The following is a 25,047-nucleotide window of genomic DNA, read 5'->3' as shown; positions in this document are numbered from 1 at the left end:
ATAATTAGAGATTATTTATTGGAAGCCATATAACTCCCCAATAATGCTTTCCCTGCTTGTTTATTATAAGTTTTGCTCAGTCTGAATATATTAAATAGCCATAAACTCTGATTAACTTCTAATTTAAATTGATAATTTTTAACCGTATTGTTTTCTGAAACATCGTAGCTGAAAGTGTCTTTGGTACGATAAACCGAAGGCAATAATCCTAAAGTCAGCATACTTCCCGCCATTAAATTGCCACACTGAAAGCTTTGATCCGGAACTAATTCATACAATTTTATTTTTGCGACATCCATGCTATCGTCTACAATTTCATAAATATCAGAGTGTTTTAAAATAGTATATTCACGTTTCAGTTCTTTATTGATCACAAAAGCTTTCTGCTTCTGAAAATCTGGCTGTATTCTTCTGTATTCTTTATTGCTAGCATTATAAGAAGGAAAACAGCTACACAAAGAAATAGAAAAAAGAAAAAAATATGTTATAACCTTAATTTTCATGAAAGCTATTTTTTAATCTGCTTTTTAACCTCTTTTGCTTCCGCTACGATCTCCGGAAAATCTTTATAATTTTCGATAATCTGATCGCATGTATAGCTCGCCTGGTAATTGTCTTTTAAACCAACATAGTTTTTCGCCATTAATACAAGAGCTTTTGCTCCCCAATATTCCTCCGAAGAATAATTATTGGCCAGTTTAAAAATCGTTTCATTGGAAGATTTAAAGGCCTTTGCTTTACTCTGATAAAATGCTTTTGCATAAAGCGATTCTGCCGCAACTTCCGTATTAGAAGATTTCTCCAAAGAAGCATATGCAGCCTGTGCATCCTTATCTTTTCCGGCATTCATCAGACTTCTTGCTTTAATCACTTTTGCAGTCTCAATAACGGCCGCCGAGTTTTTACCGTTGGCAATTACCGCATCGGCAAGCTTTTCAGCTTCAGCAAAATTCTTTTCTTCAGCGTATAATTTCATTAATTCTACATTTGCATAGTTTTTAACATTTACATTTGAAGAATTTTTGATGTTTTCTAAATATTTTCTGGCTTCTGCCGAATCACCCTGTGCAATATAGATCTGGGCAAGACGGGTTTGCGCATCATCCTGATAATCGTTTTGCACATTGGCAATTTCCTGTAAAACCAACAATGCTTTTGTTGTATTTTTTGTCTGGTAGTAACTTTCTCCAAGCTCATATTTTGCCTGGTAAAGACCTTCTCCCGTAGGATTTTGGGTTAAATATTTTTCGTAGTACGAAATAGCATTCTGATAATCTTTTTTAGCAAAATACTGTTTTGCCGTGGAAAGGTTGATCTCGTCAATTTCAGCAGCACCGATGTTGACTCCGATATTTTTAGCAAAATTCTGATAGCCGGCAACATCTCCGTTTTTAGTGAAAATTGGCTTCGCAGCCTGCGCTATTTTTTCAGCATAAGCTGTATTTCTGTACTGCTCACCAAGAGATTTTAATTCAGATAATGCTTTATCATTCTGGTTTAAATCAATATAATTTTGTGCCCTGTAAATTGAAGCATTCGCAACCAGATCTTTATCCGATGAGTTTCTGATTACTTTGGCAAAGAAATCATTCGAGTTGGCAAAATCATCCTGCGCCGCATAGGCTGTTCCTATTTCATACTGAGCATCATCATAATACTCCGAATCCGGATATTTTGACAACAGGTTTTTCAGATTGGAAATTTTAGCCTGCGTATCGCCTTTAAATCCTAAGGCCATTGCCTTCTGATACAATGTATAATCTGTGGCATCTTCATTTTTCTCATAGATGGCGATCGCTTCATTCAGATTATTATTGGCGTAATTGATATCTGCCAAACGAAGTTCAGCATCATTTTTAAATTCAGGTTTCGGATTTTTTAAATATTGGGTGAAATACTGTTCTGCCTGATCAAACTTTTTAGACTTGAAATAGGCATATCCCAAATCGTAAGGAAGCTGCTGTTTTTCAGGGAAATTTTCATTCAACAGCTTTTCATAGCGTACAATGGCAGAAGGATAGTTTCCTTTCTGGTAATACACCTGTCCCAGCCAGTATAATGCCCTGTTGTTAAACTCTTTATTGATATTAAACCCCAAACTTCTGAGGAAATACTGTTCCGCTTCATCATAATTTCCCTTGTTGAATTCTTCCGTTCCCAGTAAGTATGAAACTTCCTGGTCAATTTTATCAATTTCCGGAGATGAATTCTTAAGCCTGTCGATTGCATTCAGTGTTTCTTTATAATTTCCCGAATAGAGGTAAGATTTCACCAAAAGTGATCTCATCTCTGAAGCATTGGTTTCCGGATTTTCGGTAATATATTTCTGAATTACCGTGGAAGCGCTTTCAAAAGGATTCCCGATATCATAACTTAATTTTGCATACTGCTCGTGGGCCAGCTTCTTCACTTTCGGATCATAGTTCATCTGGTACGAAGAACGGAAAGCCGAAAGCGCTTCCTGTTTTTTATCCACCGCGAGATACGCATTTCCAAGCTGATAATAAGCATTTTGAGCCAGCGCTGAATTGCTGTTTAATAATTGGTTATAATAGGAAACCGCTTCATCATATTTTTTAAGCTGAGCTGCCACAAATCCCATTTCATACAGATCATTTTCCGAAGGATTCTGCTGAACGCTCAGATAATCTTTAAGGTGGGGATATGCTGACGTATAATCGCCTTTCATGAAGTAACTTTCTCCGATGATTTTATGAACTTCCGCTTTATAAGCTTCAGAAATATCTTCATTCAATAAAGCTGTACCTTCTGAAATTGCCTTATCATAGTCCTTATCATTATAATACATCTGAACATAATAAGGACGAACGAGTTTGGAATATTTAGGCTGATCTTTTACCGAATCGAAATACCGGAATGCTTTGTCATTCTGTCTATCAGAATAATATAAATGTCCTAGCATGTAAGCAATATCCCCTTTTTGGGAATCGTCTGCTGTTTTGTAGGCTTCTTCAAGAGCATCAGTTGCCCCTTTAGAATCTCCCATCATGAATTTGGCATATCCTAATTTCAGAACATATTGCGTATTTTCTTCTTTTGAAAGCTGATACTGATTTACTTTTTTAAGTGTTTCCAGGGCTTTCGGAAAATCCTTTTTAGCAAGATAATAATCGGCTAAAGGTAAATTGGCCTGTGCAAAATACGCCGAGTTCGGATATTCTTTAATAAAAGCCGTTAAACCTTCTTCCGCATGATTTTTCTGAAGAATAACTCCAATCACATTATCAAAAAACTGCGCCGCTTCCTGTCTTGACCTTGACAAATTCTGGTTGTAGAAATATTGCCGGGCATATTCATATTGAGAAGCGTTGTATATTTTGGTCTGATAAAGATTTTCAGCAAGGTTGAAACGGTAATTTTCTTTTTGGGTAAAGTATTGAGACTGCTGTGCATCGGAGATTCCGAAATAGAACACCGCAGCCGCTAAGAGTATTTTTTTTGATTTCATTAATTTTAAATTTTAAAATGTTTAAGGCTGATAATCAGCTTTACTATATTTAAAATTCTGCGGAAAAATTATCCACAATCCATCAACGAAAATATTGAAAAGATATTGTATATACAAGTGTTTTAACACATTGTTAATAAGTGGATAAATTTTTAAGACTTCTTAACTTTTCGGTAAGAAACCTTAAGAAAACCCGAATTATTTCAGATAAATAATTACATTTGCTTTTTTCAAATCAAATTTTAGAATTGAATGAGTCAGCTTTTTAGAAGGAAAATCTATTCAGAGTCAGATACATCCACAAGCCTTCATAGGGTTTTGGGTGTTTGGGATATTGTGTTCTTTGGTATTGCAGCGATTATTGGTGCGGGAAGTTTCAGCAGTTTGGGAGAAGCGGTTTTCAGAGGAGGTCCCGGAGTTATTTTACTGTATCTGATTTGTGGTTTTGCCTGCGGATTTACGGCACTTTGTTATGCTGAATTTGCCAGCAGAATTCCTACTGCAGGATCGGCTTATACTTATGCCTATGCAAGTTTTGGTGAACTTATTGCCTGGGTTATCGGCTGGGCATTGATTATGGAGTATTCCTTCGGAAATATCTATGTCGCCTTTTCGTGGTCGGATTATTTTACCAGCTTTTTAGAAAGATTGGGCATGCATATTCCGGACTATCTTACCTGCAGTTATACGGAAGCTAAAAAAGCCTTTATGAACGGCTCAGAAAACAAAGAGCTCATCAGTGCATGGAAAAATGCACCGTTGTTGGGAAATTTAAAATTCATTGTTGACGTTCCGGCATTGGTTATCAACGGACTAATTACGTGGCTGTGCTATGTCGGCGTTAAAGAAAGTAAAAACTTTAATAACGTTTTAGTAATTCTGAAACTTGCCGTTATTGTTCTGATAATTTTGGTAGGTTTCGCTTACATTAATACAGATAACTGGACCCCTGTAAATCCTGAAACACAGGTTGCTTCTTTTATGCCGAACGGCTTTGCAGGCGTTATGAGTGCAGTTTCAGGAGTATTCTTTGCCTACATCGGTTTTGATGCTTTAAGTGTACTTTCCGAAGAGACAAAAGATCCGCAGCGTACATTACCTAAAGGAATGATCATTTCCCTGGTGCTGTGTACTGTAATTTATATCGCTTTGACTCTGGTGCTGACAGGAATGGTAGATTACAGAAAATTCGACGGTGTTGGAGATCCGCTTTCTTTCATCTTTGAAAAATCCAATGCCAATGTTGCATGGATGGAACTCGTGGTTTCTTTTGTTGCTATTGTTGCTATTACGACGGTTTTACTGGTATTTCAGATGGGGCAGCCGAGAATATGGTATGCGATGAGCCGTGACGGACTGATGTCTCCAAAATTCCAGACGGTACATCCAAAATATAAAACCCCTTCTTATGCAACCGTAGTTACCGGAATTGTAGTTGGTATTCCTATATTATTTACCGATAAAAGCTTCATTCTTGATTTTACAAGTATCGGAACTATTTTCGCATTTGTACTGGTTTGCGCCGGCGTTCTGATGCTCCCTGCAAAAGAGAAACTGAAAGGCAGATTCCATCTTCCTTATATTAATGGTAAAATCATTTTCCCGGTTATTTTTATCGGTAGCCTGATCGGTTTCTATTTCTGGCAGCCTGAATTTTTTAACACGCTGATGGATTGGAATGATCCTAAAGAAGGAGAATTCAGAGCTTCTATATTTTTCTTTATATTGATTAATCTTTTTCTTTGCATCTTTACTTTTATAAAGAACTTTTCATTGATTCCATTAGTCGGGTTAAGCTCATGCTTATATCTTTTAACCGGGATGAGCCATGACAACTGGTTTTGGTTCGGGCTATGGTTTGCAATAGGACTGATTATTTATTTCTGCTACGGATACAGAAACAGCAAGCTCAGAAAAGCTTAACATATAACAAATACGGAGCCGGATTCTTTAAAAGAATCCGGCTTTTATTTTTTGGAAACTTTAAAATTTGGCGAACTTATTGCTTAGATTCTATTAATTAAAATACAAATGCCATGTCTGAAAGAATAAAAACATTCAAGGAATTTTACCAGTTTTACCTTACTGAACATCGTAAAATGGGAACGCGAATTTTCCATTTTGTAGGAATTTTATTGGTATTTTTTGTAATAGGATACGTGATAAGTTCAGGAAAAGAAAGGTTTTTATGGTATGTTCCAATATTTGGATACGGCTTCGCATGGTTTAGTCATGCTGTGATTGAAAAGAATAAACCGGCAACATTCCGTTATCCGCTGTGGTCATTGATTTCAGATTTCAGACTTTTTTTTGAACTCCTGATCGGCAAACAGAAATTCACTGGAATTCCGGTTCCGAAGAAGACGGAAGAGATTTAGAGCTTTTATAATCAAAAAAATTTCGGGCGGGTTTGCAAAGCAAACTCGCCCGAAATTTTCCTTAACCTTATTTAAATCTTTTCTTAAAGTTAAACTTCAGCATATTCATCAGCCCCGGTTCAATAATATCAATTCCCAAACCGAAATTACTGTCCGCCACCGTGTGATGATCTGTTCTGAATTTTTCAAATTCATCTTTCGGAATTTCAAGATTCACGAGAGGACTGTATTCTATGTAGGCTGTTGCCCCGTTCTTAATTACTTTCTTTCGGCTTTTAAAATCAAAATACGGATTGCTAATGCTACTTTCCTGCACCGTGTATTTTTCTTCCGTATCAATCTTTTGGTCGGTGTACAAGTTGATTTCATATTTCTCACTGTCAAAATTATGCCAGAAAGGAAGATCTTTATGCATATAATCCCGGGCGCTGGCTTTCACCAAATTCCGGTCGAAATACATCAGAAAACGGTTATTTTTAGGATCCACATAATATGGATTTTCTATAATGGACTGATACTGAATTTTAAATTCATTCTGTTTTTTGTCATCACTTACGATATCTATTACAGCATCTTTAAAAATATTTCTGATATCCGTTCCGTTTCTGTCTCCCGAATAATTAAGGCTGTAAAAAAGGAAATTATTCCAGCTGTCGATCACTTCTCTCCTATTTGTGTTTTTAAAATACCTTCTCATGGCATTGGCACGGTTACCTTTATAAGTTGTGGTAAGGGTGAGTTTTCCTATTGTATTCTGAACCCGGAAATCTACTTTTTCATCTACACAGAAATAAGGATAGCGGTACGGTTTTCTTTGCTTCAGTTCCTGATCGGGTTTCACTTCCAAATAATGCATGAAATAAATGAATCCGCGGTTTTCAAGTGTTCCGAATTCATCACGAATCGTAGCGTCTATAAAAAACTCTTCACCTTTATAATTAATTTTCACAATCGCATGATTGAATGTCAGCAAAGAAGGCAGATAATATTTAATGTAAAAATCTGTGTGAAAATTTACCAGAACAATAGAGGCCTCCACTCCGATGTAATCCAGAATTACCTTTAAGAGAACAGATTTGGCCTTGCAATCGCCTTGTTTATTATCATAAGTTACAGCAGGTTCCTGTGGCTTGTGGCCATTCATCTCATCAGCATTAAAAATGTAATAGATATTGTTCTGTACATATTCAATCGCAAACTGGATTTTCTCATCAAGATCCTGTAAAGCATCAAGTTTCTCAATAAGGTTCGGTGCAAAATCCTTTAAAGAAGCATTGTTAAAGATTTCCTGATAAATCGGTGCAATATAATTGGAAAGCTCTTTCCAGGTGTTGTCCGTTGCAAAATCTATGAATGGGAAAATTTCACGGTTAGCATCTACGGGATTGATATAATCAGTCTCTTCAAAAACGAATTTTTCCCCTTTTTCAAGGTAATGTACTTCCGGCTCCTGCACATTGCCGCTTTCATCCCTGAAAAATGTTTTCTTATAAGCAATTTTTTCACTGCGTTCATTGATGAAGGTAAATTTATAGCTGCCGTAGGCCCAGTAATTATCAGGACTTACCCAAACGTATTTTGAAAATTCTTTTCTCAGAAAATCGCGTTCGGTAAAGGGTTTCACTCTTGAATCTTCCATAATAAGAATATCATAGAGCCGGAGATCTTTTATGGTAATATTGATTTTCTTGTTGCTGCTCAGAATCCCTCCGCTGCTGTGATTCTCGCTGTCCAGAACTTTAATTTTCGTATCCGGGATCTTATCAATCAGAACACCATCTCTTAAAACACTGATGCGGTGAATATGGTAGACTTCATTTTCCTCAACAACGACATCTGAAACAGAAGCTCTTTCAAGATTGGCGGGCTCATTTAAAGTGTAGGCCATACAGACATATTCACTGTTTTCCGTATTGCTGGTGTAATACTTTTTATCTAAAAAATAACAAAAATCCTTTCCTTCATTGTTTTGCTGTCGGGCAAAATCGGAATCCTGTATTCTGTCTATGAGTTCCTGATCATCAATATTTCCAGCCCATTCTTCCGGTTTCCGGATTCTGTAATTTTCAATTTCGATCTGATTATCCATATTATATTTTACTAATTGTGTCTTGGTGGTATAAATAATAAAAGGTTAAATTAGGTATTTAAAATCTTAAAAACAAGACCGGAAAATGTTAAGATAATTTAAAAATGAGGCATAAAAATTGACTTCTCTGCTTTGAAAATTCAGCACAGTCTCATCAGGCAGATTTCAAAAACAAAAAAATAACCTCAGCAAAACTGAGGTTTTATTTTAAAGATCGTTATTGTTATTGTTGTGATTATGATCCTTTGGCGGTTTAGGATAATTTCCTTTGGTAACTTCTCCCACTGTGTTTGCTGCAGTCATCGCTACGACAAGATCATTCAGCATGTTGCTGGCTGCAGTTGGAGAATTAGGCAGAAGCACAAGATTACTTCTGTTGCTGGAACCTACGGAATGTAAGGTGTCATAATGCTGGGTAACTACAATCAAAGCAGAAGCTTCGTGGGAATTGATTTCCACATTGTTCAGCATTCTTACGGATTCTTCAAGACCTTTGGCAATTTCCCTTCTCTGGTCTGCAATCCCTTGTCCCTGAAGTTTTTTGGATTCCGCTTCTGCTCTTGCTACGGCAACAATGCGGATTCTCTGGGCTTCAGATTCGTATTCTGCCGCGGTTTTCTCTCTTTCTGCCGCGTTGATTCTGTTCATCGCGTGTTTTACCTGTTCATCCGGATCAATATCTGTTACTAATGCTTTAATAATATCGTAACCATAACTTTGCATGGCTTCCTGTAATTCTCCTTTTACAGCAATAGCAATATCATCTTTTTTTACGAAAACATCATCCAGCTTCAGCTTGGGAACTTCCGCCCTTACCACATCAAAAACATAGGAAGTAATCTGGTTTTCCGGATTTTCGAGGCGATAATACGCATCTCCCACCTGTGTTCTGATCACCTGATATTGTACTGAAATTTTCATTTTGATAAAAACATTGTCTAATGTTTTGGTATCAATCATCACATCCAGCTGCTGAATTCTAAGGTTCAGTCTTTTGGCAATCTGATCAATAATCGGCAGCTTAAGATGAAGCCCAGAATGCTTCACGGCCTGGAATTTTCCAAAGCGTTCGATGATGGCTGCCGTTTCCTGTTTCACCACAAAGAAGGAAGCAAATAAAATAATTAATCCGATAAAAATAATAGGTACTAAAAAAAGACTCATAGTTATAATTTTTGATATAAATTTGTATTCTTCATAAAGATATGGTTTTTAGATTTAAAAAGAAAACCGGACACTCTATTGCATCCGGTTTTAATATATCCTCTCTACAGTCGTTATAATAAGATTACATCGTCATACCAATATCAATTCCTTTTATTTTACGGTAGAGATCCGTGGCAAAATTATCCGTCATTCCGGAAACAAAATCTATTATTCCCAAAACCTTTTGGTAATCGCTTCCGTTTTGATAAACAAATTGCTGCGGAAGGAGTTTTAATGCTTTTTTGTCGTAGGACTTTCTTTCGTCCTCATGCTTCAGAATAGAAGGAATAAAGTGATCCAAAAGTTCATACATTACGTTATAACCTGCATTTTCGATTTCAACTACGGCTTTATGATTGTATATTTTCTCAATAGAAAAACTTTCAATATCCTGTAATGTCTTATTCTCGGATTTATAAAGATCCAAAAGCGCTGTATCAAGATTTCCTTCCAGAATTTTATCAAAGTTTTGTTTATACATTTCCAGCGATTGGTTGATCAGTGCGTTAATAACCTTGGCGCGAAGGTATGAGATCTGTTCATTTTCATTGGAAATAGAACTCAGTTTGGTCTCAATGCGCTTTACATCATCTGATTCGGACTTTACCAGTTCAAAAAAAAGGTTTTTGCAATCGGCGGTAGAAACAATTCCGAGGCGGTGTGCGTCTTCCATATCAATAATATTGTAGCAAATATCGTCAGCCGCTTCTACCAGCCATACAAAAGGGTGTCTTTTGAAAATATGAGGATCTTCACTTTCTGAAATCAGATTGGTTTCTTTAGCAATTTCAAGAAAAATATCTTTTTCATTCTGAAAGAAACCGAATTTTTTACGATGAATAAACCCTTTCTTTTTGGCAATGGCTTCACAGGGATACTTAGCGATACTTGCCAAAGTTGAAAACGTAAGCTGTATTCCTCCGGCATCTTTTCCCTGCTGTTGCTGCGCCAAAACTCTTATGGCATTGGCATTTCCTTCAAAATTCATCAGATCTGCCCATTCTTTTTCATTGAATTTAGGCTTTAGGTCTGTCTCGTTTCTTTCAAAATAGCTTGCAATAGCATCTTCCCCGGAATGCCCGAATGCAGGATTTCCAACATCATGACAAAGGCACGCCGCGGCAATTACATTTCCTAAATTATGGAGATAAAAATTTTTAGCATCTTCTGTAAGATCATTTTTATACTGATCGTGAATGAACTCACCCATTACGCTTCCCAGACTTCGGCCCACAGAAGAAACTTCCAGTGAATGCGTAAGGCGGTTATGTACAAAAACACTTCCCGGCAACGGAAAAACCTGAGTCTTATTCTGAAGTCTCCTGAATGCCGATGAAAATATAATTCGGTCAAAGTCTCTCTGGAAATCCGTTCTTGAAGCTTTTGTGTTCGGATTGTTGCCTGTACGCTGATTCGTGAAAATCTGGTTTAAGTTCATCATGTGCCAAAATTAGCTCAAATTTATTTTTTTTCCGACACATCCTCATCATTTTTTATCATCTGTTTATATTCTTACAGCTGCTAAAGCTTGTTGTGGCAAAATTATTGTTATCTCGAATATAAAATAAGATCATGCCCGAAGGTCCTTCCATACTTTTAATGAAAGAAAGCATTCAGAAATTTGAAGGCGGAAAAGTTCTTGAAGTTTCCGGAAATGCCAAAATCGATAAAGAAATCCTGGTTGGAAAAACGCTGAAAGAAATAAAAACCTTCGGAAAACAAACGTATCTTGTATTTAATGATGTCGCGGTAAGGATTCACCTGCTGATGTTCGGTTCTCATAGTGTGGATGAACAGACGAAACCCGACCGGCAGCTAAGGCTGTCTTTACTATTTTCCGGCGGAAGCATTTATTTCTATACCTGCCATGTAAAAATGGTGGATTCTGAATTCTTAGCCGGCATTGATTGGGAAGCTGACGTCATGAGTGACAGTTGGAATCCTACAAAAGCATTAAAGAAACTTAAAGCAAATCCCGAAATGATGGTTTGTGATGCTTTGATGGATCAGGATATTTTTTCCGGAGTCGGAAATATTATTAAAAATGAAGTTTTATTCCGAATTGAGGTACAGCCCGAAAGCCTTTTAGGCAAAATGCCGGATAAAAAAATAAAAGAACTGATGAAAGAAGCCCGAAATTATAGCTTCGATTTTCTGGAGTGGAAGAGAGAATTTACACTTAAGAAACACTGGCTGGCCCACACTAAGAAAATTTGCCCGAAATGCGGCCAAAAATTCATCAAAAAGCAGACAGGTAAAGGAAAAAGAAGAAGTTTTTTCTGTGAAACCGATCAGCAATTATATCATTAATTTCTACTTACTTTCTATCTTACACATTTTAAAAATTATATGATTTGTTTTTTATTGAGCCATGTAAATAACACATTTACAGCAACATTTCATTCTCATATTTTGAAATAATTTTCACCTCTAAAGGATTTAAAAATTAAATTTTGTTCATATTAAAGTATTTTACTCAAATTTAGGTGATTTAAATCAGGTTTTATTTGAAGCTATGCGACGCATTTCGATTATTAAGTTTTGAAGCTTCAACATCTTCTTTTGAAAGAATCACAAAAAATTAAATAAAAATTAACAAATTCATAAATTAATTTTCAGTTATATATTAAATATACGTAAACTAATTTTAGCCTAAAAGTTAATTTAACACACTTAAAACACTGATATACATCATAATTTTTACTTTCAGATATCATTTTATTGTCGTAATATTGCAATATCAAATCAACAATAATTAATCAAATAATTAAAAATACAATAAAATGATCGCTTACATCGGAATCGCAACATGTTTAGTAGTTTTTTCTTCTTATTTCGCAACAGTTAAGAGAGAAGAAAGAAACTAATTTAAATTCTGTGGCTAGGAAGCCTAAGAACTCACAAATGAATTATATTGTTTATGTTTTCAACTTTTAATGGTTGACTGCTCTTTTACTCAGCGGAGTAAAAGGGCAACCAAAACATAAGACAACTTACACTAAGGACAATTTTTAATTTTTATAATAGCCGATAAGGTCGAACATGTATTTGTTCGGCTTTTTTGTTGAATAACCTTTATATTTGCCGGTAAAATCTCCCGATGAACCTCTACAACCTTATTATTCAGGATAAAGAAGAAATAGCGCTCACAGATGTATTCCTTGATGCATATAATAAGGAACTGATCACACAGCTTATCAAAGAAAACACCTATGCTCCGGAATTACAGGAGTACGGACTTCCGGTAAATAATAAAGTACTGCTTCAGGGAAGTTCAGGCTGCGGAAAAACCATGACCGCAAAAGCGATTGCCCATGAATTGGGTAAAAGTATTATTATTCTTAATTTAAGCAATATTGTTTCTTCAAGAATCGGGGAAACTTCACAGAATATCAAAATGATTTTTGATAAGGCAGCAAGAGAAAGATCGGTTCTGTTTCTTGATGAGCTGGACCAGATCGGCAAAGCAAGAGGCAGTGATGACAAAGACGTAGGCGAAATGAGAAGACTGGTGAATACCCTGATTCAGTTGATCGACTATTATCCGGAAAATGCATTGCTGATCTGCGCTACCAACCATCCTGAAATTATTGACACTGCTTTACTTCGCCGCTTTCAGCTGAAAATTAATTATGAAATGCCTTCCGAAGAATATCTTGATCTGTTTTATGATAATATTCTCGATAAATTCCCGGAAGATCTTCAAGATATTGTTAGAAAGTACAATATTTCTTTTGCCGAAGCTAAGGATTATGCTTTTACGGTGGTGAAAGGGAACCTCATCAAGAAGCTTGAAGGTGAGAAAATACAAAACTTTAAGTAATTGTTACACCGTCAGTTCGAGTCTTTTTCGGAGCAAAGCGTAGAAAAATGTATCGAGAACCGGCGAATGAAAAAGGCTTGTAGGAGTAACTTTTCGATACGATTTTTTCAAAATCTACTCAAAGTGACGAACACAAAGTTAATCGACAAAAAAGCCCTTTCATCATTGAAAGGGACTTCTTCTAATATAATATGAATGAACTAAGTATTTTTTTTTTATTGAACAACAATTTTAAAATTGCTATTTAAGTTCTCCCCGGAAACATTCAGAATATAATTTCCTGCAACCTTTCTGCTTGCAATATTAAAATTAAATACGCCATTTCCATTAGCATTAATCTTTTCTTTAAAGATGATTTTTCCCGTCATATCAACAACGGTCGCGGTAAGGCTGGATTTCTTATACTCAGGAAGTTTGATGGACAGCTGGTCTTTTACAGGATTCGGATATACTGTTCCCATATTCTTGCTAATGCTGAATTCATCATTACTCAATACAGCCTGGTTATAAAGTGAATAAACTTCCGCCGCCGTTAATGCATAGTTGTACATTTTAAGCTCATCAAAGGCACCTTTATATGGAGCAGAAGCATTGGCAGTCGCCTGAAATTCCAGCTCGCCGATATTTCCGATGATAAAATCACTAGACTCACCAATTCCTGTAACAGCCGTTTCATCTCCTTCGGAACTTAAAATACCATTGGTATAAATTCTTATTTTATGAGCAATAACATCACGCTGGATCACAACATGCACCCAATTATTGGTAAAATAATTAGCGATGGGTGAAGTAATCTCTTTTTTAGTCACATTATCGTCAATTGCAAAACGGAGCTGCCCTCCTTTGATTTCTACATTAAAGCGTTTTCCGGTAGCTCCTGTAGAAGCATTAGCCGTTATAGAACCTTTGCAAAGAACGTATAAACTTGTAGAGGAAGAAGACGGAATCATGCTCGCCGGTGCTTTCATCCAGTAAGAAACCGTAAAAGAATTAGCATTAAATAAAATCTGATCCTGGTGAGGAATGCTTGCAATGTAGATATTGTTTGGAGCTGTAGCAAGATCCAGGGCATAATTTTCTTTTCCGGGAACCCGTACATTGGCATTATCATAGGAAGTATTTAACGTTCCATGATTGGCAAAAGATGTCACATCTGCAATCTGTGTCCCTGACGAAGGTGCTTCTGTAAAAGGCCAGCTTCCGACCAGTGTCTGTGTTAATGCACGAAAAGACCATACATCACCTGTCGCAGTACCCAAAGTATTCGTAGCATCTACTCTCCAATAATAATTCGTTGCAGGGTTAAGGTTGCTTAACTGATAAGAAGGTGAAGCGCTGTAAGAGACCGTTCCGATATTACTTAAATTTCCCGGATCTGTTCCGAAATAAACGGAATATGTTGTTGTATTTGTGCTTCCATTCCATTTTAAAAGCAGATTTCCGCTGTTTAATTCTGCACCGGTATTTCCATTTGCAGGAACGGGATTGATTGCTTTTGTCGGAGGTGAAGGAATTGGCGGTGTTGTTACTGAAGCATTTGAAGTGTATACAGAAGACTCTGAAGCATTGACTGCTTTTACCCTGTAGTAATACTGCGTATCTGGGGTTAACCCAGTTTCGTTATATGTTGTCGTATTCGCACCTAATGTCGCAATCACCGAAAAATTTGTCCCGTTGTCTGAACGTTCCAAAACGTAACCTGTTTCGTTCGTGGCATTATCATTCCAGTTAACCGTTAGAGAGCTTACAGCAGGATTTCCTGTTGTCATTGCATTGGTGAAATTCAGATTGGTTGGCGGAATAATAAAATCCGGAGCCGTTGTATTGGGTAAACCGTTAATGTAAACTTCAATATTCAGATACGGTGCATTGGTAGCACTTACTTCCAGAGCGTCGAAAACATTTTTATCAGTTCCATGGGCATCTTCCCAAGCATCTGGCATTCCGTCATTATCGGTATCCAAAGGAGCCGGTGCACCATAAACGTGTCCTGCCCCTCCATTGGTAAAACCAAATTGGTTGGCTAAATCAGTCTGCACATAAACATAGGTAGCGGTAGTTCCTTTCGACTGCAAGTCTGAAATCATTAAATTATCCACCTGGTCACGTCTTGGATAAGATGCTCCCACTCTTGAAACAATATTGTCGTATGCTTCCTGGGCACTTAATGCAGGATTTTTCACCGGATAATCATATGGAGCACTTAATATCGCTGCAGGATCACCGACCGGATAGCCCGTTAAATCCTGAGGAACCAGGGAACCATCGAGTAATCCATTCTTATTATTATCGAAATAATTTCCGGAACCATAGAGGTTAAAATTAGCATTCCCGACGCTGAAAGGGGTAGTCACTGTATTGCTTGTGTTAGGTCCTCCAATAAAATAATTGTTGATGATATTCGCGAAAGAACTTCCCGCAGAATCCCCGCCCATGATGTAAGCTTCTCCGGATTGGGTATGCCCATAGGTATTTCCATAATTGCCCCAGTTGTACACCACATTGTTTACAAACTCATTAATGCCTTTTATTTTATTATTACGCGTCTTGTTGCAGATGTATAAATTTCCGATCAGGCTTATTTTACCTCCCGGTGGAGGCTGCATCAGTCCGCCGGCAGAATGATTGTGACGGTGCATTCCCTGACCGATAATAGAATTCTGAATCGTTATATTATCAGGCGCTGTGCCGTTATTATCCCAGTTCACCGAGAAAACTTCGTCCGTGCCCCAGGTAAAAGTCATGTGATCCAAAATGATATTTGCTCCGTTGGCAATTCCTGAGGCATCCTGGTTTTGAGAAGTACCTCCGTAACGGATTCTGAGATATCTTGCAATGGTATTATTGGCTCCTGTAAAGGAAACTCTCGGTCCCAAAAACACAATTCCCTCTCCGGGAGCGGTCTGTCCGGCAATCGTTGTATTGGCTGCAACAGCAACAATGGACTGTAAATTCACAATACCTCCCACTTTGAAGATGACAAATCTTCCCGGCTGGCTCACTGCATCACGGAATGAGCCCGGTCCGCTGTCATTTAAGTTGGTAACTAAATAAACCTGGGGATTGGCAGCACCTCTCGCTCCTGTCGTAAATCTTCCAAAACCGGTAGCTTCCGGAAAGGCTAATGTCTGTGCCTGTAAATCAAATGTGGAATAGGTTAATCCGCAAAACAGTAAGGCCGTAAGGGTGTGTTTAGGTAGTAATGATTTTATCATATGATTAATTTTGTGTTAACTAATCTAAACACAAACGTAAATACAGGCATCCTGCTGCGTCCTGCTGAAACCTAAAAATCAAATGATTGCGGATTAAATCAGTATGTAATAGAATTAATTATTCTGAGAAAAATTTATCAAATCCTTACAGCAAGCATCATAAGAGATCATTCAATTGCTTTTATAGTTTCCTTCAAGGGTTTCGAACAGGTAATCAATCATTTCAATGAAGCGATCAGGTATTTCAAAGAGGCGGTCAACGGCTTCAAATGGGCGGTCAAGCACTTAGAATAAACAATCAACCGTTTCGAAGAGGAAATCAACAATTCCGAAGAGGAAATCAAGCACTTAGAATAAACAATCAACCGTTTTGAAGAGGAAATCAACAACTCCGAAGAGGAAATCAAGCACTTAGAATAAACAACCAACCGTTACGAAGAGGAAATCAAGCGTTCCGAATGGACAATCAAGTACAATTCACTACATTTCAATAGTTTATAAGGTTTATAAAAAAATCCCTCTCATCACTGAAAGGGATTTTATATTTAAAAAAGTTTAATTACATATAAGCTTCAATAGGCTCACAAGTACATACTAAGTTTCTGTCTCCGTAGGCTTCGTCTACTCTTGAAACGGAAGCAAAGAATTTATGATCTCTCACCCACTCCAGCGGATATGCTGCTTTCTCTCTGCTGTAAGGTTTATCCCATGAATCAGAGATTACCAATTGTTCCGTGTGAGGTGCATTTTTCAACACGTTGTTTGCCGGATCTGCATCACCGTTTGCAATCTCATCAATTTCATGCTTGATCGCGATTAATGCTTCTGCAAAACGATCGATTTCAGCTTTGCTTTCAGATTCTGTAGGCTCAATCATCAATGTTCCCGCCACAGGGAAAGAAACGGTCGGCGCGTGGAATCCGTAATCCATAAGTCTTTTCGCAACATCTGCCACTTCAATTCCTAAAGATTTGAACTGTCTGAAATCTACGATACATTCGTGTGCTACTTTTCCGTTTACGTTGGAATATAAGATCGGGAAATGCTCGGCTAAAATTTCTTTTAGGTAATTAGCATTTAAAATAGCATGCTCTGTTGCTTTTTTCAATCCTGAAGTTCCCAACATTTTGATGTATGCATAAGAAATATTCAGAATTAATCCTGAACCGTAAGGTGCTGCGGAAATACCGTCTATTGATTCTTTAGAACCGATTTTAATGTTCGCATTGGAAGGTAAGAAAGGCACCAAATGTTTAGCCACACAGATCGGGCCAACGCCAGGGCCTCCTCCACCGTGAGGAATTGCGAAAGTTTTATGTAAGTTTAAGTGACAAACGTCTGCCCCGATATTCCCAGGACTTGTGTATCCTACCTGTGCGTTCATGTTAGCTCCGTCCATATATACCTGTCCGCCATGCTCATGGATCAAAGAAGTAATTTCTTTAATGTTGGCATCGAAGAATCCGTAAGTTGAAGGATATGTGATCATTACACAGGAAAGATTTTCAGAATGCTGTTCTGCTTTAGCTTTTAAATCATCGAAGTCGATTTCACCGTTTTCAAGGTTTTTCACTACCACGATCTTCATTCCTGCCATTGCTGCAGACGCCGGGTTTGTTCCATGCGCTGATTGCGGAATTAAAACAACATTTCTATGGCCTTCACCTCTAGAGATATGATATTCTCTGATCACCATTAAACCTGCGTATTCTCCCTGTGCACCGGAATTCGGCTGTAAAGAAGTTCCTGCAAAACCTGTGATTTCAGCTAAATCTTTTTCCAGTTCGCTGATCATTTCCTGATAACCTGCTGCCTGATTCACCGGTACAAATGGGTGAATTGCTCCCCAGTTTTCCCATGAAAGCGGTAGCATCTGCGTTGCTGCGTTAAGCTTCATTGTACAAGAACCTAAAGAAATCATAGAGTGTGTCAATGATAAATCTTTTCTTTCCAGGCGCTTGATGTAACGCATCAGTTCTGTTTCCGTATGGTATTTATTAAATACTTCTTCCGTAAGAATTTCGTCTTTTCTTAAATTCTCATCAGGAATGCTGTATCCTTCTTTTATTTCTAATTTGAAACTTTGCTTATCTTTAAACTGAGCAAAAGATGCCATCAGATAATTCAGTTTATCCAACGTTGTACTTTCGTTGATCGCAATACTTACCACACCTTCCGTGAAATAATTCAGGTTGAGTTTATGATCAAGCATCATTCTTATCAGTCTTCCTTTTTCATCTTCACTAAGGTTGATTTTTACCGTATCGAAAATCGGTTCTTCAACGATGTCATATCCTAATGCTTTAAGCCCGTTTTTAAGAGCATTTGCTTTAAAGTGAATCTGATCTGCGATATAGTTCAATCCTTTCGGACCATGGTAAACAGCATACATTCCAGCCATTACTGCCAAAAGAACCTGTGCTGTACAGATGTTTGATGTTGCTCTCTCTCTTTTAATGTGCTGCTCTCTGGTCTGTAATGCCATTCTGAGGGCACGTTTTCCGTAAGCATCCTGAGAAACCCCGATAATTCTTCCCGGGATATCTCTTTTATAATCTTCCTTACAAGAGAAGAATGCCGCGTGAGGTCCTCCGTATCCCAACGGAATACCAAATCTCTGCGTTGTCCCTACAGCACAGTCGGCATCCATTGATGCAGGAGATTTTAGCTTAACCAAAGCCATCGGATCGCAGGCAACTACTACCTGTAGATCTGATTTTTTATATTCAGCGATATTTTGAGTATAGTCTAAAACGATTCCGTTTTTACCAGGATATTGCAATAACACACCGAAGTAAGAACCGTCGAATTCATGAGAAGCATGATCTCCTTCAACGATTTCAATTTCCAGTCCTTCTGCTTTTGTTTTTAAAACGGATACAGTCTGCGGTAATACAAGATCTGAAACGAAGAATTTATTAGCTCCTGCCTTTTTCTGATCTTTTGTTCTGTTATTGAAGAACATGTGCATGGCTTCTGCTGCTGCGGTGGATTCGTCCAGCAATGATGCATTTGCCAGGGCAAAACCTGTAAGATCACATACAACAGTCTGGAAATTAAGAAGCGCTTCCAGCCTTCCCTGTGCTATTTCCGCCTGATAAGGAGTATATGCAGTATACCAGCTCGGGTTTTCAAAGATATTTCTCTGAATAGCCGAAGGTAACAGCGTATTATGATATCCAAAACCGATATAGCTGGTGTAATCCGTATTTTTCGATGCCAGCTCTTTCGAATGATTCAGCATTTCATATTCTGAAAGTGGTTCTGAAATGTCAAGATCTTTCTCTAAGCGGATAGAAGAAGGAATGGTTTGAGAGATGAGCTCTTCAACACTTGAAACGCCAATTTTTTCCAGCATTGCCTGTTTATCGGCTTCATTTACTGAAATGTGGCGGCTCACAAACTGTTCTGTATTCATTTTTATTTATTAGATTTTGTTGTAAAAAAGATTCGTAAAATTACGATTTTTTAGAAAATTGTACAAGTAAATTAAGAACGTACAGAAATTACAAAAAGTATATTATCCTATTCAAAATTAAGAGGTTTTTATTGTCATTTTGAAATAAAAATAAGGCAAATACTCAATTTTGCATAAATTATTTCAGGCTTTATTTTTTTTAATTCTTTAAAAACTAACCTAAAAACATGGACAAATGAATACAATTTTATTATAAAATTATTACAAGGGATGAATTTTTCATTTATGCACTAACGATTTATTATTCAACCTAATAAATTTCATGAAATTTTATTATCTGTATTTATTCTAAATTAATATATTTGCATCATGAACATGATTCTCCCATTTAAAGTACCGCCTTTAGCACCTGTATATTCTGCAAATTCTGAAGAAATGTATTGTGGTGATAAGAAATCCTGCTGCAAGAAATTTAAAAAAGGAAAACGGTGCAAGAAATGCCCCGGAAGAAAGAAGATGGCCTAATGCCCGAAGCTTTTTATTAAAAAATACAGGGCCAGGATAAGTAAACCAACAGCCACAATAATTTTCATGATTTTTGGCTGACCGTGCGGGTTTGCAGCTGTTCTCGGCTGTGATCTGAATAATTCTTCTGCTTTTTCTTTGAATTTTTCTGTATCGCTTTCAAAAACTTCGGTAATGGTAATGCCTTGTACCGCCGTTTTATGCAGCAATGAATTGGTAGCATGCAGCAAAATCTGAAATTTTCCGTCTTTAAATTCCGTTATTTTAAATACTCTTTCTCCATACGCTTTTTCCAGCCCGAAAGGCAAAACCTTCACTACATCCGCATTTTGTGTCTGCCAGGTCACGATAATTTCCTCCCCTTTTTTTGCATGGATTTTATTGGCTGAAAACGTCTTGATGGATGGCGGAACCGTATACCGAAAGCTTTTCTGCTGACTTTCTAAATTCTGATCATAAGAATGTCTCCTGCTTTTATCGCTCAGCGTTTCATAAGCTTCCTGTATTTCCCTGAAGCGGTCTGCAAAGAAATCATCATTCTGATTTTTGTCGGGATGGTATTTTAAAGAAAGTTTACGATATGCTTTTTTGATGTCTTCTTCTGAAGCATCGTGCGGAATCCCTAGAAAATAGTAATAATCTTTCATTGAATGATACAAAAATAAGGAATTTGTGTTGGCGGGCAAAGGGTATAATTCTTTTTAACGTGAGGTTCGCGAAGTTTTTTTAATGTTTTTAATTTAATCTAATGTTGTCGTGCTGAAGCATCTCAACAAGCATTTTAAACGCGAAGTACACGAAGATTTTTTTTAAGTGGCTGAGAATATTTTTTTGTTCGCAAAACGAAGTTTCGCCGATTCTAATAATAAATCATAAAATTGAGGCAAAGGCGTTTCTCTTAGCAATACTGAATGCGTTAGTTGCATTATGCTTTCAATATGGCAACTTTTGTCGACATTTCTAAATATTGAAAGGAACGACTGCCACCCTAGCCCAGATTGCAGCAATTGTCTGAGCTCATTTCTTTGTTTCCGGCTCGGCGGCTTGTCGCCGAGCCGGAAACAAAGAAATAGCGAGTGCGGAAAGCTGGAAAAAGCTCATTAGAAATTGCCGCAAGTGGAAAGCTTGTCATGAATTGATACTTTTTTAGACTGCTTCTTCGCTTTGCTCACGCAATGACTATAAAAATTCCGGCTCGGGAAGCTTCGCTTCCCGAGCCGGAATAAACAATCTCAATTTAGTTACTTTCTATTATGCTTCCGCAATATTTTCTTTCTTTTCAAATCTGCTGTGGCATCTTGATGCGAATTCCTTTTTGAACTTTCCCTTCATTTCCTGATATTGCTCGTCATTCATTTCCCTGATTTTATCGGCCAGTCCGAAAGGTGATTTTTCCTTGATTCCGTATTCCTCAAAAATACCTTTTACAAATCTTTTTCTTTGGGCTGCTTTTTTAACGATCATGGCAACACCTGCAATAGCTAATGCTCCAAGAGCACCTTTTAATACTGAATTTTTCATTTTCTTAAATTTTAAATTTTACTACTTCTTTTTATAAAGACGAATCGTATTGAACTTTACTTTACTACTTCTTAAATTTCAAATTATTCGTTTGTTTTTTTATTTCTTCCGAAAAAACCGCTTTCGCATCTGTTTTTCCAGACTTCCTTAAATTTTTCTCTTTCTTCAGGAGAAAGATGCATCATTTTCTCTCTCATTTTTCTTTCCTTAAAATCTCTCATTCCTTTTCCGAAATGGAAGCCTCCGAAAAGAATCTTACTTAAGACAAGAATTCCCATGGCCTGCCAATACGTAATGGATTTTATGCCTAATATTTCGGGAAGAAGATGATTCCAGAGGGCCATCACAATCCAGGTAACTCCTAAAAAAATCAATGGCGGACACAGTATTAAAAAAATCCAGCCTTTTTTATGTTTATGATTCATATTTTTCTTTTTACTAACTATTTAAATCTTCGTATAATTTTCTCAACCGGTTTCTCAAGTGTTTTACCGCGTAATTTTTTCGGCTGATGATGGTTTTGATATTTTCATCGTGTTCATCGGCTATTTCCTGAAGGGTTTTATCATTGAGTTCGTTTTCAACATAGACAATTCTTTGTTTTTCAGGAAGTTCTTCCAGTGCTTCAAATAATTTTTTCCAGATTTCATCCTGAAACATTTTTATTTCCGGACCGGCGCTTTCATCCATCAGCAGAATATCTTTAATGGAGAAATCGCCGTCTTCATCCTCATACACGAAATCTTCAAGGTTTTCGGTTTTTTTCTTCCGGTATTTGTCGGTGATTTTATTAGCCGTTACCCGATACAGCCACCCACCCACGTTTACAATCTCAGAAAGATTCGTAAGACTACTGAACTGATACCACACCTCCTGCAGAATATCTTCCGCATCCTCCGCGTTTTTCACTTTGGGACGAATATAAGACATCAGCTTTCCTCCGTACTTTGAAACGGTTTGCGAGATGATATTGTCCTTCTCCTTCTGTGGCATTGTTATTTTTTCGACAACCTCCATATTGCTATGACGGTTGAAATTTTTGTTTTACTTTAATAAATTTAAAATATTTTTCGGGAACTCAGGATTTTCTTTTATTAATCGTATTTTTTTAGATATAGTTTTTATTTGTAGAACTTGTATCATTTTTTTTAAGGAGCTTTTTCCCGCTATCCACTGTATCTTTTTTGTTTTTCCATTCCAAAGCTTCAGCAAACAAAAAAGGATGCCGTTTCTATCGGGGCTAGACTATAGAGTCTATCGGTAAAAATGCAGTCATTATAAACAAAAAACGGAAAGCTCAAGGAACTTTCCGTAGTTTAATTATAAAAATGTATTGGATTTACTGATTAAAATTTTTAGCAAAGAAGCCCATCATGGTTTTGTAAAATTCAATACGGTTGGGTTCTTTTCCGAATCCGTGGCCTTCATCATATTTTACCATATACGGAACTTCAAAACCTTTAGCCCTTAAACCTTTTACAATCTGGTCAGATTCATTGATGTTCACTCTCGGGTCATTCGCTCCCTGAACCACAAACAAAGGTTTTTTAATTTTATCAATCTGGAAAACCGGCGAAACTTCTTTGGCAATTTTGGCTTCTTCAGGACTATCAAGATCGTACCAGATCTGCTTCACCATTTCTTTGTACGGCTTCCAGTATTCCGGGAAGGAATCGAAAAAGGTAAAGATATTGGATACCCCGACATAATCAACTCCGCAGGAATAAAGATCCGGAGTTTTAATCAATCCCATTAAAGTGGCGTATCCGCCGTGGCTGCCGCCGTAGATGGCAACTTTATTTTTATCAATCCAGCCTTGTTCAATGACGTATTTTACGCCGTCTTCCACATCATCCATTGCTTTTCTTCCGATTTGTTTATAACCCGCCTGCTGGAATTCCTTGCCATATCCGCCGGAAATTCTGAAATTTACCTGTAATGTCGCATATCCTCTGCTGGCAAATAATTGTGTTTCCGGATTAAAGCCCCAGTCGTCGCGAATTCCCTGCGGACCGCCGTGGGGATTAACAATTAAAGGAACTTTTTTACCCTGCAGCGCTTCCTTTGGCAATGTGATATACCCACGAATGGTTAATCCGTCCCTGCTTTTAAATTCAATTGGGCGCATTTCCGCCATATCTTCTTCTTTCAGCTGAGGCATGAGATCAAAAAGAAGCTTGATGGTTTTGGATTTGGTATCGTATTCATAATATTTTCCATAAACCTTATCGCTGTCTGTAATGACAAGCAGCTTATTATCTTTATCATCAGAAGAAACAACATAGAATTGTTTGTCTCCGAATTCAGAAGCCAGTTTATCATGAACTTCTTTATAGAATTTACTTACGGAAATCGTTTCATTTTTAATTCCGTTATAGCTGATGTAATCGAGTTCGTAATTTCTGTTTTTCCCTGCCAGACTGATCGAACTGACATCAAAATCAGGATTTGAATATATTTCCTTAATGATTGCATCTTTTTTTAAATCGTACAGGACAATTCTTGATTTGTCACCGTCAAGATTAGTTACGATGTACGCTTCATCCTTATTTTTGGAATTTTCGTTAAAACTTACGATGTAGAAGGTATTTTTCCAGTCTGTAGATTTCAGAAGATTGAATTTCCCGGTCTGCATGTCTTTGTAGTACAGCTTTGAAGTGAGACCGTTTTCAAGAACAACATATCCGCGCAGGTTTCCGTCTTTATCAAAAATATAATCATCAATCGGGCTTTTAACATCTTTGTTCTCATACAGCTGCGTAATTTCCCCGGTATTGAAATTGATCTTATACGGCTCAAAAATCTGCTTGTTGTTTTTGTTCATAGTAACTACTACAAACGGAGTATCTTTGATAACCCTTACGGTTCCCAGTGTAATTCCTTCGAAAGGAGTGAGATCTTTTAGATTTTTACCATCAATATCTGCAGCATATAGATGCAGATTTTCGTTTCCGCCACGGTCCTGTGTGTAGAATAAGCGTTTTTTATCCAGCCAGCCGTAGCTTCTGATCAGATCATCCTTTTCTTCCAGTGCTTTGGTTACTTTTCCTGTTTTCAGGTCTTTTACATAGACGTGGTTTTTGCTGTCTTTGTCTTTTTCCTTATAGGAAAGATACTGGCCGTCCGGCGAAATTTTAAATTGTGAAGCTTTCGGCCTTGCAAAGTAATCCTCCACTTTATATTTGAAGTTTCCTTTATCATAAGAAATAAGCTGGTCGAACGTTGTTTTTGTAGAAACCAGGGAAGGATCTCCCGGCAATTTCGCGGTATTGGTCTGTGCATTCATCATGAGGGCGGTTATTACCAATTGTGATATCCCGAAAATTTTAGCAGTGATATTCATATTTCATGGTTTGGTTAAAAATGTCTCTAATATATAATAAGACGTCCTACGCTGAAGAAT

General features: G+C 37.3%; 16 protein-coding genes. 4 read left to right on the top strand and 12 right to left on the bottom strand.

Annotated features, from left to right (window positions below):
* Positions 1-11 precede the first annotated feature (11 nt).
* Together ODE14_RS02375 and ODE14_RS02370 are read right to left on the bottom strand one after the other, a co-directional pair.
* Positions 12-503, bottom strand: a complete 492-nt coding sequence (locus ODE14_RS02375; RefSeq protein ID WP_263602825.1) for a hypothetical protein — start codon at positions 501-503, stop codon at positions 12-14.
* Positions 504-508: 5 nt separating this feature from the next.
* The gene (locus ODE14_RS02370; protein WP_263602824.1) at positions 509-3,469 is read right to left on the bottom strand and encodes a tetratricopeptide repeat protein; all 2,961 of its coding nucleotides are present in this window, start codon (positions 3,467-3,469) and stop codon (positions 509-511) included.
* A gap of 252 nt (positions 3,470-3,721) precedes the next feature.
* Between ODE14_RS02370 and ODE14_RS02365 the strand changes: the two genes are divergently transcribed.
* Together ODE14_RS02365 and ODE14_RS02360 are read left to right on the top strand one after the other, a co-directional pair.
* A complete protein-coding gene (locus tag ODE14_RS02365) occupies positions 3,722-5,392 on the top strand; it encodes an APC family permease (protein WP_263602823.1) in 1,671 nt (556 codons plus the stop codon).
* A gap of 113 nt (positions 5,393-5,505) precedes the next feature.
* On the top strand, positions 5,506-5,847 hold the full coding sequence (locus tag ODE14_RS02360; RefSeq protein ID WP_248393830.1) for a DUF962 domain-containing protein: 342 nt from the start codon (positions 5,506-5,508) through the stop codon (positions 5,845-5,847).
* 67 nt (positions 5,848-5,914) lie between these two features.
* On the opposite strand, the gene ODE14_RS02355 is transcribed toward ODE14_RS02360, so the two are convergent.
* From ODE14_RS02355 to ODE14_RS02345, 3 genes are all read right to left on the bottom strand, one after another.
* On the bottom strand, positions 5,915-7,936 hold the full coding sequence (locus ODE14_RS02355; RefSeq protein WP_263602822.1) for a DUF3857 domain-containing protein: 2,022 nt from the start codon (positions 7,934-7,936) through the stop codon (positions 5,915-5,917).
* Between the two features lie 207 nt (positions 7,937-8,143).
* Positions 8,144-9,100, bottom strand: a complete 957-nt coding sequence (locus ODE14_RS02350) for an SPFH domain-containing protein (RefSeq protein ID WP_248393834.1) — start codon at positions 9,098-9,100, stop codon at positions 8,144-8,146.
* A gap of 124 nt (positions 9,101-9,224) precedes the next feature.
* A complete protein-coding gene (locus tag ODE14_RS02345) occupies positions 9,225-10,580 on the bottom strand; it encodes a deoxyguanosinetriphosphate triphosphohydrolase (protein ID WP_263603815.1) in 1,356 nt (451 codons plus the stop codon).
* A 134-nt stretch (positions 10,581-10,714) separates the two neighbouring features.
* On the opposite strand from ODE14_RS02345, the gene ODE14_RS02340 reads away from it, so the two are divergent.
* Together ODE14_RS02340 and ODE14_RS02335 are read left to right on the top strand one after the other, a co-directional pair.
* A complete protein-coding gene (locus ODE14_RS02340; protein WP_412059344.1) occupies positions 10,715-11,452 on the top strand; it encodes a DNA-formamidopyrimidine glycosylase family protein in 738 nt (245 codons plus the stop codon).
* A gap of 790 nt (positions 11,453-12,242) precedes the next feature.
* Positions 12,243-12,965, top strand: a complete 723-nt coding sequence (locus ODE14_RS02335) for an AAA family ATPase (RefSeq protein WP_263602820.1) — start codon at positions 12,243-12,245, stop codon at positions 12,963-12,965.
* Positions 12,966-13,180: 215 nt separating this feature from the next.
* Here the strand turns inward: ODE14_RS02335 and ODE14_RS02330 are convergent, their stop codons facing one another.
* The 7 genes from ODE14_RS02330 to ODE14_RS02300 all read right to left on the bottom strand — a co-directional run bounded on the left by ODE14_RS02330 (position 13,181) and on the right by ODE14_RS02300 (position 24,987).
* Positions 13,181-16,180: a LamG-like jellyroll fold domain-containing protein gene (locus ODE14_RS02330; protein WP_263602819.1), complete on the bottom strand. Its 3,000-nt coding sequence runs from the start codon at positions 16,178-16,180 to the stop codon at positions 13,181-13,183.
* A gap of 559 nt (positions 16,181-16,739) precedes the next feature.
* Positions 16,740-19,598 carry an aminomethyl-transferring glycine dehydrogenase gene (gene gcvP, locus ODE14_RS02325; RefSeq protein WP_263602818.1) on the bottom strand — a complete coding sequence of 953 codons (2,859 nt, stop codon included), beginning with the start codon at positions 19,596-19,598 and terminating at the stop codon, positions 16,740-16,742.
* 521 nt (positions 19,599-20,119) lie between these two features.
* Entirely contained in the window at positions 20,120-20,770 is a 651-nt protein-coding gene (locus tag ODE14_RS02320) for a J domain-containing protein (RefSeq protein WP_248393845.1), read from the bottom strand.
* Between the two features lie 604 nt (positions 20,771-21,374).
* Positions 21,375-21,644 carry a hypothetical protein gene (locus ODE14_RS02315; RefSeq protein WP_248393846.1) on the bottom strand — a complete coding sequence of 90 codons (270 nt, stop codon included), beginning with the start codon at positions 21,642-21,644 and terminating at the stop codon, positions 21,375-21,377.
* 83 nt (positions 21,645-21,727) lie between these two features.
* A complete protein-coding gene (locus tag ODE14_RS02310) occupies positions 21,728-22,069 on the bottom strand; it encodes a hypothetical protein (protein WP_248393847.1) in 342 nt (113 codons plus the stop codon).
* 13 nt (positions 22,070-22,082) lie between these two features.
* Positions 22,083-22,637, bottom strand: a complete 555-nt coding sequence (locus ODE14_RS02305; RefSeq protein WP_263602817.1) for an RNA polymerase sigma factor — start codon at positions 22,635-22,637, stop codon at positions 22,083-22,085.
* 346 nt (positions 22,638-22,983) lie between these two features.
* Positions 22,984-24,987 (bottom strand): S9 family peptidase, encoded by a 2,004-nt coding sequence (locus ODE14_RS02300; RefSeq protein WP_263602816.1) that lies wholly within the window; start codon positions 24,985-24,987, stop codon positions 22,984-22,986.
* Positions 24,988-25,047 lie beyond the last annotated feature (60 nt).

The organism is Chryseobacterium sp. PET-29, assembly GCF_025736815.1.
GTDB lineage: Bacteria > Bacteroidota > Bacteroidia > Flavobacteriales > Weeksellaceae > Chryseobacterium > Chryseobacterium nepalense.
The sequence above is the reverse complement of the archived record's forward strand: the minus strand, read 5'-3'. Positions and strand labels throughout refer to the sequence as shown.

Bases quoted from the DNA above. Each gene is read 5' to 3' on its own strand.
- ODE14_RS02360 (WP_248393830.1), top strand. From the start codon at position 5,506: ATGTCTGAAAGAATAAAAACATTCAAGGAATTTTACCAGTTTTACCTT.
- ODE14_RS02315 (WP_248393846.1), bottom strand. From the start codon at position 21,644: ATGAAAAATTCAGTATTAAAAGGTGCTCTTGGAGCATTAGCTATTGCA.
- ODE14_RS02345 (WP_263603815.1), bottom strand. From the start codon at position 10,580: ATGAACTTAAACCAGATTTTCACGAATCAGCGTACAGGCAACAATCCG.
- gcvP (WP_263602818.1), bottom strand. From the start codon at position 19,598: ATGAATACAGAACAGTTTGTGAGCCGCCACATTTCAGTAAATGAAGCC.
- ODE14_RS02370 (WP_263602824.1), bottom strand. From the start codon at position 3,469: ATGAAATCAAAAAAAATACTCTTAGCGGCTGCGGTGTTCTATTTCGGA.
- ODE14_RS02320 (WP_248393845.1), bottom strand. From the start codon at position 20,770: ATGAAAGATTATTACTATTTTCTAGGGATTCCGCACGATGCTTCAGAA.
- ODE14_RS02310 (WP_248393847.1), bottom strand. From the start codon at position 22,069: ATGAATCATAAACATAAAAAAGGCTGGATTTTTTTAATACTGTGTCCG.
- ODE14_RS02365 (WP_263602823.1), top strand. From the start codon at position 3,722: ATGAGTCAGCTTTTTAGAAGGAAAATCTATTCAGAGTCAGATACATCC.
- ODE14_RS02375 (WP_263602825.1), bottom strand. From the start codon at position 503: ATGAAAATTAAGGTTATAACATATTTTTTTCTTTTTTCTATTTCTTTG.
- ODE14_RS02350 (WP_248393834.1), bottom strand. From the start codon at position 9,100: ATGAGTCTTTTTTTAGTACCTATTATTTTTATCGGATTAATTATTTTA.
- ODE14_RS02300 (WP_263602816.1), bottom strand. From the start codon at position 24,987: ATGAATATCACTGCTAAAATTTTCGGGATATCACAATTGGTAATAACC.
- ODE14_RS02340 (WP_412059344.1), top strand. From the start codon at position 10,715: ATGCCCGAAGGTCCTTCCATACTTTTAATGAAAGAAAGCATTCAGAAA.
- ODE14_RS02305 (WP_263602817.1), bottom strand. From the start codon at position 22,637: ATGCCACAGAAGGAGAAGGACAATATCATCTCGCAAACCGTTTCAAAG.
- ODE14_RS02355 (WP_263602822.1), bottom strand. From the start codon at position 7,936: ATGGATAATCAGATCGAAATTGAAAATTACAGAATCCGGAAACCGGAA.
- ODE14_RS02330 (WP_263602819.1), bottom strand. From the start codon at position 16,180: ATGATAAAATCATTACTACCTAAACACACCCTTACGGCCTTACTGTTT.
- ODE14_RS02335 (WP_263602820.1), top strand. From the start codon at position 12,243: ATGAACCTCTACAACCTTATTATTCAGGATAAAGAAGAAATAGCGCTC.